Annotated in this window: 6 protein-coding genes; 4 read left to right on the forward strand and 2 right to left on the reverse strand. The window is 69.2% G+C overall.

From position 1 onward, the window contains the following. Nucleotides 1-12: 12 nt before the first annotated feature. A complete protein-coding gene (locus tag ACKTSN_RS10195) occupies nucleotides 13-1332 on the reverse strand; it encodes a radical SAM protein (protein WP_409468796.1) in 1320 nt (439 codons plus the stop codon). Nucleotides 1333-1454: 122 nt separating this feature from the next. After that, complete coding sequence (locus ACKTSN_RS10200; protein WP_409468797.1) at nucleotides 1455-5939, reverse strand: Tat pathway signal protein; 4485 nt, start codon at nucleotides 5937-5939, stop codon at nucleotides 1455-1457. 233 nt (nucleotides 5940-6172) lie between these two features. Here ACKTSN_RS10200 and ACKTSN_RS10205 point away from each other — a divergent pair, with 233 nt between their 5' ends. The 4 genes from ACKTSN_RS10205 (at nucleotide 6173) to ACKTSN_RS10220 (ending at nucleotide 12172) form a co-directional block, all read left to right on the forward strand. Beyond that, nucleotides 6173-7423, forward strand: a complete 1251-nt coding sequence (locus ACKTSN_RS10205; protein WP_409468798.1) for a D-arabinono-1,4-lactone oxidase — start codon at nucleotides 6173-6175, stop codon at nucleotides 7421-7423. Between the two features lie 135 nt (nucleotides 7424-7558). Further along, on the forward strand, nucleotides 7559-8803 hold the full coding sequence (locus ACKTSN_RS10210; RefSeq protein ID WP_409468799.1) for an ROK family transcriptional regulator: 1245 nt from the start codon (nucleotides 7559-7561) through the stop codon (nucleotides 8801-8803). An 18-nt stretch (nucleotides 8804-8821) separates the two neighbouring features. Further along, the gene (locus ACKTSN_RS10215; protein WP_409468800.1) at nucleotides 8822-10654 is read left to right on the forward strand and encodes a glycoside hydrolase; all 1833 of its coding nucleotides are present in this window, start codon (nucleotides 8822-8824) and stop codon (nucleotides 10652-10654) included. A 252-nt stretch (nucleotides 10655-10906) separates the two neighbouring features. Next, nucleotides 10907-12172: an ABC transporter substrate-binding protein gene (locus ACKTSN_RS10220; RefSeq protein WP_409468801.1), complete on the forward strand. Its 1266-nt coding sequence runs from the start codon at nucleotides 10907-10909 to the stop codon at nucleotides 12170-12172. Nucleotide 12173: the final 1 nt, after the last annotated feature.

A 12173-nucleotide genomic window follows, 5' to 3' on the forward strand; every position in this document is an offset into this window, starting at 1 on the left:
CGGGTCACAGGATCACACCTCTGCCGGCTCCTGCGCGGGCAGACTGTCCATGAAGGAGCTCACCGAGAAGACCGCACGGCCGGGTCCGGGCGGGCCGTAGCCGGGGGGCGAGGAGAGACCGAAGTCGTCCATGGTGGCGCGGTAGGCCTCAAGCAGCCGGATGTGGTACTCCAGCGGCGCACCCTGCGGGTTGGCCTTGCCGAGCGGGGTCGTGGGCTCGGGGCACCAGGTGGTGAACCGGGGCGTGATGCCGTGCGACATGAAGAAGCGCAGGCCCTCGGTGGTCGACTCGATCGCCTCGTCGACCGTCGTGAAGCCGAAGGGCTCCGCCATCTCCACGCCCGCGACGAAGTTGGGGATGACGTTGCGCGCGCCGAAGATCTCCGCGGAGTCCAGGATGCGCTTGTGCCACTCGTCGCGGCCGACGTAGCGCTCCTTGCCCGGGCAGTACAGCTCGAACAGACGCCGGTCCCACACCTCGAAGTTGGGGTGGTAGATCTGTACGCCGTAGTCCTTGAAGCGCTGTACGTCGTCCTTCGGCAGCGCCTGGGCCACGACCTTGCCGATCCACCGCCCCGGGAAGCGTTCCTCGATGGCCTTGGCGTAGTGGCCGTAGAAGTCGGCCTCGTCCCGTCCGGCGACCGTCTTGGTGATCGCGCCGCCGGTGAGCGTGTAGGCGGTGGACGCCTTCGCGGTGTCGTACCGGTCGATGATCTCGAGGGCCTCGAGGACCTCCTCGACGTCCTTCACGCCCGTGTACGGCCGTCCGGCGGCCTTGTGCTGGCGCCAGTTGTGGTTGATGTCGCAGTACTGGCACTCCTCCTTGGCGCCGAAGTACTGGCAGACCCGGAAGACGGTGAGGTAGATCAGGTAGCCCCACTGGATGGTCGGGGCGACCTCCATGACGGACTTTCCGTTGGAGAGTGTGTGCCGGTAGTACTCGGGCATCGGCGGCACACCGACGTCGGCGATGCGCTTGCCGTCGAGGTAGAGCCCGAGCAGGCCCTCGTCGTCGGCGGCGACGCGGTACGGCGAGGACGGGTTCACGCGCACGGACACGACGGTCCGCCGCAGGTCGTACGGGCCGCCGGTGAGAATGATCTCCTCCGGCGGGCGGCGCAGCGCGGCCTCACCCAGCTCGGGCAGGGTGCCGTGGTCGAAGGAGAAGATGAAGTACGACTTCGGCTTCACCTCCCCGCCCTCGTTGTCGCTGAGGGCGGACGGATCGAAGGCCACACCTCCGCGGAGCAGGTCCTCTTTGAAGACGGCTTCCCGCGGTACGTGCGGGAAGCGCTCCATCAGATCCTCGACGAGCGCGGTGCGGCTGCCCATCCCGTGTCTCCTCCCTGCGGTGATTCCTGGTGCGGCGTTCGACTCCTCACGGTATGCCCCCTGCCCAGGGATGCGTGCAGGCGGGTCCGGTGACGAGCCGCCCCGTGGCTCCGCCGGTGGGCTCAGTCCTCCTCGCCCGCGTAGTACCAGAACTCCACCTCGGCCAGATTGCACCGCCCGTTGTGCCCGTCGTACAGACGCAGGAGCGGATACGAGGCGGTCGCGCCCAGCGTGGCCTCGTACCACGTGCCCTCGCTCGTCGCGCCGATCGTGTGCAGGTCGGTCCAGGTCGTGCCGCCGTCCGCGGAGCCGCGCAGCACCGTCCCCGTCGCCCGGGTCGCGTACCCGGCGCGGGGCAGGATGCGCACCTTGTCGACGACCAGCGGTCCGGCGCCGCCCGCGTCGATGTCGATCCAGCTCTCCGCGGCGAGCGTGTCGGTGTACGTCGTCGGGTCGCCGTCGAAGGCCTTCCAGCCGTTGGAGGCAGTGGTCCCGCGGCCCGGCCACTCGATGGTGGAGGCGGCGACCATCGGGGCGGTGACCGGCGTCCGGCGGAGCCGGGTCTCCCGGGAGACGAGGAGCTCGTACGCCGCGTAGACCGCGTCGATGCCGGCGTCCTCGTCCGTGCCGGTGTCCCCCTCGATGCGGTCGAGCTCGGCCGTGAAGGCGGCGTAGCTCTTCTTCGTCCACTCCGCGGGGTCCGTCCTGCGGGCCCTGGCGAGCACGTCGGCCAGCGTCTCGGCGACCGCGACGACCGGAGCCGAGGTGCGGGTGCCGCCGTCGACCAGGGCCGCCGAAACCCGGTAGTACCGCTCGCCGTGCCGCAGCCCCGTGTCCTCGTACGCGAAGGAACGCGTGTCCGACTCCACGGTCTCCCACGTCTCACCGTCCGCCGACCGCGCGACCGTGAACGTCAGCGCGTCCTCGGGCTTGTTCCAGCGGACGGTGACCGTGTCGGCGTCCCGTTCGACGGATACCAGCACCGCGTTCTCCTTGCGCCGGTCCACGGCCACCTTGGCGAACATGGCGTCGCCGGTGGCCGCGAGGCCCGCGTGGACCGCGTAGGGGAAGGGGGTGAAGAGGCTTGCGACCGTCACCCAGGTGTCGCCGTCGGCCGAGACCTGGCCGTGGACGTGGTGCGTGCTGACGTCGCGCACCAGCCGGAGGTAGGGGGTGGCCGCCAGGGTCCGGCCGTCGAGCCTCCTGGTAATCGGTGACCGCACGTCGTCCTGCCAGTCGTGGCGGCTGTCGCGGGTGCGGTTGTGGAAGACGAGGGTGCCGTCGGCGTCGGCGCCGAAGTACATGTGCCGGGTGTTCGCCGCGAGCCGGTCGCGCAGCATCAGGCCCCTGAGCGGCCCGCGTGCGCCGGTCACGCGTGCGGTGAGCGTGAAGCTGCCGGGCACCGGGCGGCTGACGTAGTGCAACTGGTCGTCGATGTCCCGCGAGAGCGCCTGGTAGTCGTCGCCCTCGCCGAGCCCGTCTCCGTGTGCGCCGAGCACCCGGATCGTCGAGCCGCGGACGGCCGCGCTGCCCGGGCGGGCCTTGAACAGGGCGTCGTCGCGCCAGCCGGAGTTCCTCAGGCCGGAGGAGGCCGAGGGCTCCGCTTCCGTGCGGATGGTGTGCGAGGTCCAGCCGTTTCCTTGGGGGTTGACGGCCGTGACCGTGTAGAAATACGTCCTTCCGCTGCGCGCCGACTCGTCGACGAAGTGCCGGCCCGCCACCCGGGCGGCGATCAGCTCGTACGGCCCCTGGCGCCGGGTCGCCCGCCGCACCTCGTAGTGCGTGGCGCCCGCCGCGGTCTGCCAGGTGACCGTGACCGAGCCGTCGCCGGGCAGGGTGTGGACGAAGTCGACGTGTGCGGGTGGGAGTTCGGCGATCGCCGGTGAGGCGAGCTTCAGGACCAGGGCCGTCTTCGGGGGCACGCTCACCCTGCCGTCCCGCACCGGCAGCTCCTTGCCGCTCACCAGGTCGAGGACGGCCGGTCCGGCCGACTCCACCTCCACCTCGTACGTCCGCTCGTTGCCGTACGCCGCCCGCGTGGTGTTGAAGACGAAGAGGTACCGGCCGTAGCGGGCGGTCAGCAGGTCCGGGTAGCCGGAGTACGCGTGGTCGGCCTCGAAGTTCTCGCGGTGGACCGTGCCGACGCCCGGCTGGTAGGTGATCGGCGCGATCTCGCCGGCGAGGGCCTGGGGTGCGGAGCCGTCGCGGGTCTGCTGGTCCTCCATGAAGTCGACGTCGACGTTGTCCATGCGGGCCCAGTAGTCCTCGTACTGGAAGCGCCCGTTGGTCTGGAGTTGCACGATGTGGTCGCGGTCGGCGTGCCGGACGTGCAGGCGGCCGTTGCGGGCGAAGCCGCGCTGGCGCTCGTTGAGGTGGCCCCACAGATGCAGGTCGCCGTCGCGCAGGGAGACGAACATGCAGTCGAGGTCGACCCAGGCGAAACGCTCGTAGTCGCTCTCGCGGACGCCCAGCGCCGAGAGTTCCGCGGGCGTGTAGTAGGCGAAGTCGGTGTGCGGGTGGACGATTCCCGTGGGCTCGTGTGCCTTCAAGTACACCCAGGTCTCGGCGAGTTCGAGGTCGTACTTGTACTTTCCCTTCACGGAGGAGAAGTTGCTGAAGTACTGGTGGTCGGCGAGCTGCTGCTGGGCGAGGCCGACGGCCTCGCGGGCGTGTGCGCGCGTGGTCTTCCACTTGTCCCCGGCGTACCGGTCGGGGTGTTCGGCGATGTGCCGGGCGAGGGAGACGTAGTGGAGGATCTTGCCCTCGGAGATGCGCAGAACGTAGCCGGGGAATCCGGGGTAGTTGGTGTTGCGCTCGTCGATCACCATCTCCATGCGCATGAACCGCTTGAGATTGTCGTCGAGGTCGGTCATACGGGCATGGGAGCGGGCGTGCAGGTTGCGCAGTGCCGTCTGCAGGATGCGGTCGTTGAGTTCCTCGTCGCCCTGGTGGCCCCAGGTGCGGTGGAACCATTCGGGCAGGTAGTTGGTGGCCTCGCCGTAGTTGGCGACGTAGCCGTTCTCGCGGGTGTGCCCGGCCTCGGTCATGGTCGTGTAGTGCTTGCCGAGCGGCAGGCGGCGTACGACGTTGTCGTCCTTGTCCAGCTTGGACTTGGCCAGGCCCTTGATGACGTACTTGACGTAGTCGTCCGTCCAGCGGGCCTGCCGGTCGTGGTAGAAGAGCGAATGGAACAGGTCCAGTTCCTGCCCCTCGGGGCCGACCAGGACCTCCTCGCCGAGGAACGGCTCCCAGCCCAGGGCCTCCCCCGCGATGCGGTGGCTGCGCGCCTTGCCCTCGTAGAAGCGCGACCCGATCACCCGCAGGCCCTCGTGGGCCTCCCAGGCGCCCTCGTAGGTGTACAGAACCTGGTTGTAGATGTACGACAGGCGGGAGCGGGCGTAGTCGAAGTTGGCCTTGAGGACGCGCTCCCAGGCGCCGCGCCGGGTCAGCGGGCCGCCGTCCCAGTCGACGTCCTTGAGTGACGTCTCGCCCTCTTCCGTGCCGGTGGTGAACGGCTCGTCGAGGAACGCCTCGAAGGCCTCACGGCCGTAGACATCGTTGTCGGCGATGACGTTCTCGACCAGGTACAGCGCCTGGCCGAGGGCGCCGTAGTAGCCGCCCCAGTCGCCCTGGTGGCCGCCCCAGGCCAGCAGTTCGGTGTTGCCGTAGTAGTCCTTGGTGTGGTTGTCGACACACTTGAAGACGCGCAGCAGCGCGGCCTTCTTCTCCTCGGGAGTCTTCGCCGGGCACCAGGAGGCGCGGGCCACGGCGCCGGCGTAGAAGAACAGCTCCTCCACGTACCGGACGATGGACATGTTGCCGGAGGGCGAGGCGTCGACCTTCGCGGACAGGGAGTTGAACAGTTTCACCTGGTCGGCCACATACCCGTCGACGAGGGCCTGCTTGGCCGTGTCGTCGAGGTCGGCGACGGTGTCCGTGGGCGGGGTGAAGTCGGCCTGGGGGTCGCCGGTGAGGTCGAGGTACGCACCCGTGTGTGTGTACGCCCGGTAGTAGCCGCGGGAGTCCGCGGTGACGTTTCTGCTGAAGGAGGTGTCGTACGTCCGCAGCGTGATCTCGGCCCGGGTCCGGCCGCGGGTGTGCTCCAGCGGCAGCATGGTCGTGGCGTAGAAGAAGCGCCCGGGCAGCGGGCGGCTGGTGCCGGTGTTCAGGGCCTCGTAGTCGCCGGAGCGGCGGTAGCCGATCTGCTCGCCGTTGATGTACGCGATCGTCTTGTGCGCCGAGGTGTCGCCGCCCCAGAACTTCACCGTGAGGTAGTTCTGGTGGATCGGGTCGACCTTGAGCGTGAAGCGGAGGTCGCCACCCTTGATGTCGGGCGTGGCGAGCGGCTTGGCCACCCGAGCCCGGTCGCCCGCGTTGCCGTCGACGACCGCGGTGTCCGGCCCCTGGAAGCCGTGCACGGCCTCGGAGCCGGGGTCACCGAAGTCGATGACGTCGAGGCGTCTGGAGCCCGCCGTGTCGGACTGCCCGGACTCCGCGAGGGACGCCTCCGGCGTTGCGGCGGCCGTCGTCGGGGACCAGCCGGTCAGCGCGAGGGTGCCGGTGCCGGCGGCGGCCGTGGCCAGGACGGATCTTCTGGTGACGGGCATGCGGGAACCTCGCAGTCGGTCGCTGGGGCAGCACACGTAGAAACCGTTCTCTACGGAAGCTAGGGGCGTATTCCAGGGACCGGCAAGACTCTGTACGAGGAAATGCGAGGGAAATCGTGCGGCACCGGCAACGGGCAGCGTCACCCCGATCCTCGAACTGGCTCTGTTTCAGAAAGCGGTATCTGCCACCGATAGACTTACGCGATCTAGATTCCCCGGGAAGGGCCGACCGCATGACCGAGACCGCGACCGTGACCAACTGGGCCGGCAACATCACGTACACCGCCAAGGAACTGCACCGCCCGCGCACGCTCGCCGCGCTGCGCTCGCTCGTCGCGGACAGTGCGCGGGTGCGGGTGCTGGGCAGCGGGCACTCGTTCAACGAGATCGCCGACCCCGGCGCCGAGGGCGCGCTGGTGTCCCTGGCCGCCCTCCCGCCCGAGGTCGACGTCGACACGACGGCCCGTACGGTACGGGTCTCCGGTGGCGTCCGGTACGCCGAACTGGCCCGCCGGGTGCACGACCACGGTCTCGCCCTGCCCAACATGGCGTCCCTGCCGCACATCTCGGTGGCCGGCTCGGTGGCCACCGGCACCCATGGCTCGGGGGTCGGCAACGCACCGCTGGCGGCTGCCGTACGGGAGGTGGAGCTGGTCACCGGCGACGGTACGACGGTGACGATCGGCCGGGGTGAGGAGCGGTTCGGCGGTGCGGTCACCTCGCTCGGCGCGCTCGGGGTCGTCACCGCGCTCACCCTGGATCTGGAGCCGGTGTTCGAGGTCGAGCAGCACGTGTTCACCGAACTGCCGCTGGCCGGGCTGGACTTCGAGACGGTGATGGCGGTGGCGTACAGCGTGAGCCTGTTCACCGACTGGCGGGAGCCGGGGTTCCGGCAGGTGTGGGTCAAGCGGCGCACGGACCAGCCGCTGCCCGGCTTCTCCTGGGCGGCGCCCGCGACCGAGGCGCTGCACCCGGTGCCGGGGATGCCAGCCGTCAACTGCACCGAGCAGTTCGGCGTGCCCGGGCCGTGGCACGAGCGACTGCCGCACTTCAAGGCGGAGTTCACGCCGAGCAGCGGCGCCGAGTTGCAGTCGGAATACCTGATGCCGCGCGCGTACGCCGTCGACGCGCTGCACGCGCTCGATGCGATCCGTACGGTCATGGCGCCGGTGGTGCAGACCTGCGAGGTGCGGGCGGTCGCCGCTGACGACCAGTGGCTGAGCCCGGCGTACGGACGTGACTCCGTGGCCGTGCACTTCACCTGGGTCGAGGACACGGCGGCCGTGCTGCCGGTGGTGCGGCGGGTGGAGAAGACGCTGGAGGCCTTCGAGGCTCGGCCGCACTGGGGGAAGGTGTTCGCGGTGCCGGGCGCGGTGGTGCGGGAACGGTATCCGCGACTGGGGGACTTCCGTGCGCTGGTGAAGGACCTCGATCCGGCCGGGAAGTTCACCAACGCCTTCGTCCAGGCCATCCTGCGCGACTGACTCCCCGACTTTCTACACCCCCTTTCCTAACCCCTTGTCGAAAGCCGACGCAGCCCATAGCCTTGCGCCGCGCCGGTGCCGACGTCGTCCCGGCCTGGTCTGGAAGGGATGGGGGCAGCTCCGGTGAAGACTCCGGTGAAGCGCACGTCACGCGACATCCGCACCGCGAACCGCTACGAGGTGCTGCGCCAGATCATCGCCACGTCCCCCACCTCCCGGCAGGAGCTCGCCGCCGCGACCGGCCTGAGCCTCGCCACGGTCGCCACGCTCGTCGGGGAACTGCTCGACCTCGGGATGATCACCGAGGTCGGGTTCGAGGACTCGGCGGGGGGTCGGCCGCGCGGGCTCGTGGCCGTCAACGCGTCGGGCGGCGCGCTGATCGGCGTCGACATCGCGGAGACGTACGTCCATGTCGAGCTGTTCGACCTCGCGCTGAACGTGCTGGCCCGCGCCGACGAGGACATGCGGCCCGGCGAGAGCCGCCCGGAGCAGGTGGTCAGCCATGTCGCCGCCGCCGTCGGCTCCGTGGTCGCGCAGGCCGGGATCGAGGGCGCCCGGGTGCTCGGCGTCGGGGTGAGCGTGCCGGGGCAGGTGGACCGCGACACCGGCATCTCCGAGTACGCACCCAACTGGGACTGGCACGACGTGCCCCTGCTCGATCTGCTCGCCGAGCACATCGCCTACCCCCTCTACCTGGACAACCCGCTGCGCGCCTGCGCGGTGGCCGAGCTGTGGTTCGGGGCCGCGCGGGGCCGCGGCGACGCCGTCGTGGTCAACCTCGGGACCGGGGTCGGCGCCGGGCTCGTGCTGGGCGGCGGACTGCACCGGGGCGTCAGCAACAGCGCCGGCGAATGGGGCCACACCACCCTCGTGCTGGACGGCCGTCTGTGCCACTGCGGCAACCACGGCTGCGTGGAGACCTACGTCGGCGCACCCGGCATCATGCAGCACCTGCGGGAGTTGAGCCCCGGCAGCACCCTCCTGCACCCCGAGGACCAGACCGCCACCATCGACGCCCTCGCCCACGCGGTCACCGCGAACGACCCGGTCGCCGTGAAGGTCGTCCGGGACACCGCCCGTTATCTGGCCGCCGGCATCGCCGACCTGGTCAACCTGTTCAATCCCGAAGTGGTCGTGCTCAGCAGCTGGGTCGCGGCCACCCTCGGCGAACCGCTGCTCGCCGAAGTGCGCGAGGCCGTCGCCCGGCACGCGCTGCGCCGGCCGCTGGCCGCCACCGAGATCGTCCTCTCCCCGATCCCCACCGACCCGGTCTCCCTCGGCGCGGCGACGTTCGCGCTCGAAGGGGCCCTGCAGTCAGTCGGACAGAGGACCGCACGACGCACCGCCCCCGCAAGGAGCCGTACCGCACCACCTTCATGACGACGGAAGGGATGCACGTTGCGCACCAGCAGATCGATCCTCACGACAGCCGCGGCCGCACTGGCTGTCTCCGGAGCCCTGATACCCGCACCACCCGCGACCGCCGCAGACTCCACACCCGCCGCCGAAGTCTCCCCCCACGCCGCCCAGACGATCGACAACATCGGCGCCTCGGGCGCCTGGTGGGTCAACGATCTCAAGAACTTCGACCCCAAGGTCCAGGCCCGGGTGGCGAAGCTGCTGTTCTCCTCCCAGGGCCTGGACCTGAGCAGCTACCGCTACAACATCGGCGGCGGCGGTACGGCGGTCACCACGCCGTCGCGTGCCCCCGAGGACTTCCGTAACGACGACGGAACGTACGACTGGAGCAAGGACAAGGGCGGCCGTACGTTCCTCAAGTACGCCGCCGCTTACGGCGTCGAGGACCTGATCGCCTTCGTCAACAGCGCGCCCGCCGAGTGGAAGACCAACGGCAAGAGCTGCGGCGGCTATCTGAAGGCGGAGAACGAGCAGGACTTCGCGGACTACATCGCCGACGTCACCGACCACTTCGCCGCGCAGGGCGCGAAGTTCGACTACATCAGCCCCTTCAACGAGCCGACGAACAGCTTCGACAGCTGCGGCCAGGAGGGCATGCTCGTCGACGTCCCCCAGCGCGACGACATCGTGCGGGCGCTCGGCGCCGAGCAGCAGGCCCGGCACCAGAAGACCGGCATCATCGCCGACGAGTCGACCAGCACGGTGAAGTTCAACGACGAGGTCCCGCAGTGGATCTCGCAGCCGGGCACGGCGCAGTACGTCGACAAGCTGGCCCACCACACGTACGACAACCCGTCCGACGCCAACCGGGCGAGGGTCTACGAGACGTCGAAGTCGGTCGGCAAGACGTCCTGGTCGACGGAGATCTGCTGCTTCGGCAAGGGCGGCACCGGTTGGGCGCAGGAGTACGACCCGACCATCGACGGCGGCCTCAACCTCTCCCGGATCATCCACAAGGACTTCGCCGTCGCCCACGACTCGGCGTTCCACTGGTGGGTCGCCCTGTCGGAGATGATCGGCACCGACCCGTACGCGAAGAACGACCAGGGCTGGAACGACGGCCTGATCTACTACGACCCGAACTACGCCACCAACGGCAACCAGACCCTGTACTTCACCAAGCGCTACTACGCGCTCGGCCAGTACAGCAAGTTCGTGAAGCCGGGTGCCATCGCGCACAACGTCACCGGCGCGCCGAGCGGCGTAGAGGTGAGCGCATACGACAGCAAGGGCAAGTGGGTCGTCGTGGTCAACAACCACAACGCCGCGGAAACCGCCCTCGACCTGAACTTCAACAGCAGGACGCCGCTGCGGGCGAGCAAGGCCGTGCGCACCTCGGCGGACGAGAACTGGGCGAACGTCGCGAAACCGGCGGTGAGCGGATCGACCGTTTCGGCAACGCTTCCCGCCCGTTCCATCACGACGTACGTCTTCGACCAGAAGGGCCGCGGCAGTTCGGCCGTCACCGGCGCCTGGCAGGGCCAGCAGTCCGGCAAGTGCCTGGCGGCGGACGCCTCCGGGGCCGCCATCGGTACGTGCACGGGCGGCGCCGAGCAGTCGTGGTCGTACGACGCGAAGGGCGGCCTGAAGGGCGCGGTCGGGTATCTGACGGCCGGGGCCTCGGGCCTCACGACCGCCGCCGAGTTCACCGGTGACGCCACGCAGCGCTGGCTGCTGAACGGCAACGGGCAGATCGTGAGCGAGGCGTCCGGGAAGTGCCTGGACGTCAGCGGGCAGTCGACCGCCGACGGCAGCCGGGTGATCCTCTACAGCTGCACGGGCGGCACCAACCAGGCCTGGTTCCGGCAGTAGTTCATCCCTCGATTCGTCCCTCGTTTCGTCCCTCGTTTCGTCCCTCGTGAGGGTCGGCGGGCCGCCCGGTGCGGCGGCCCGCCGACTGGTCACGTTCGGCATCCCGAACCTTGCGCAACGCTTCGAACAGACTTCGACCAACCCCTTGCTGAAGCCTTAGCCGAAGGTTAACGTCCCGCACCGCAAGTCCATTTGAGCCATCTGGCGCTGAGCCAACCGAGCCGCAGCCGTACTCGAGACAAGGACGTCAGCATGTCGGCATTCAGCAACACCAACTGGGACCGCCGATCCGTACTCCGGGCCGCCATGGGCCTGGCCGCCGCCGGCGGGCTGGCGGCCTGCGGGAGCAACAACGGGCGTGGGGGCGGGTCGGGTTCGGGCACGAACCTGGTGCAGTACTTCCACGCGTACGGCGAGGCCGGCACCGAGCAGGCCATCAAGAAGTACGCGGCGGCCTACGACAAGGCGAACGTCACCACGCAGTGGATCACCGGCTCCAACTTCGAGAGCAAGCTGTTCTCCGCCCTGCTCACCGACAACGCGCCCGACGTCTTCGAGTTCCACCCGCAGATCCAGCTCATCAAGAGCGGGCAGGTGGCGGATCTGAGCGACATCATCAACCCGGTCAAGGACGACTTCAACCAGGCCGACATCGCCTCGCACACCATCGACGGGAAGATATGGGGCGTCCGTATGATCGACGACCCGCAGTTCTTCTACTACCGCAAGTCGATGCTGGAAGACGCGGGGATCGAGCCCCCGGCGACGCTGGACGAGCTGGTCGAGGCGGCGGCGAAGCTCACCACCGACAAGGTCAAGGGCGTCTTCGTCGGCAACACCATCGCCCCGGTGATGAACCCGCTGATCTGGTCGGCCGGCGCCGACACCCTCGACGACAAGAACCAGATCGCGTACCACACGGACGCGGTCGCCGAGGGCCTGACCAAGCTCCGCACGATGTTCAAGAGCGGCCACATGCTGCTCGACGCTCCCGCCGACTGGTGGGACCCGTCGGCGCTCACCCAGGGCCTGGTCGCCATGCAGTGGTGCGGCATGTGGGCGATGCCGGTGATCCAGCAGGCGCTCGGTGACGACGTCGGCATCATCCCGTTCCCGTCCTCGGCGGACGGCGCCAAGCCCGCGGTGGTGAACGGCGGCTGGTCGATGTTCGTCAACGCCAAGTCGAAGCACCTCGACGAGGCGAAGGAGTACGTCAAGTGGCTGTGGATCGACCAGAAGGAGTACCAGGAGGACTGGGCCCTGTCGTACGGCTTCCACATCCCGCCGCGCACCTCGCTCGCCGAGTCCGCCGACAAGCTCAAGTCGGGTCTGGCCGCCGAGGGCGTGAAGCTCTTCAACGAGTTCGGCCACTTCGACAACCCGGCCTGGACCCAGGCCATGATCGTCGCCCTGGAGGGCGTCATCGCCGACTCGGTCCGCAAGGGCGGTAACCCGGAGGCCGCGCTCGACAAGGCCGACAAGACGGTCAACCGCGAACTGAAGAAGCTGTTCGGATAGG

The organism is Streptomyces flavusporus (genome assembly GCF_046267975.1).
Classification (GTDB): domain Bacteria; phylum Actinomycetota; class Actinomycetes; order Streptomycetales; family Streptomycetaceae; genus Streptomyces; species Streptomyces flavusporus.

Excerpts from the sequence above, each read along its gene's own strand:
- ACKTSN_RS10195 (WP_409468796.1), bottom strand. The coding sequence starts at position 1,332 with ATGGGCAGCCGCACCGCGCTCGTCGAGGATCTGATGGAGCGCTTCCCG.
- ACKTSN_RS10200 (WP_409468797.1), bottom strand. The coding sequence starts at position 5,939 with ATGCCCGTCACCAGAAGATCCGTCCTGGCCACGGCCGCCGCCGGCACC.
- ACKTSN_RS10205 (WP_409468798.1), top strand. The coding sequence starts at position 6,173 with ATGACCGAGACCGCGACCGTGACCAACTGGGCCGGCAACATCACGTAC.
- ACKTSN_RS10220 (WP_409468801.1), top strand. The coding sequence starts at position 10,907 with ATGTCGGCATTCAGCAACACCAACTGGGACCGCCGATCCGTACTCCGG.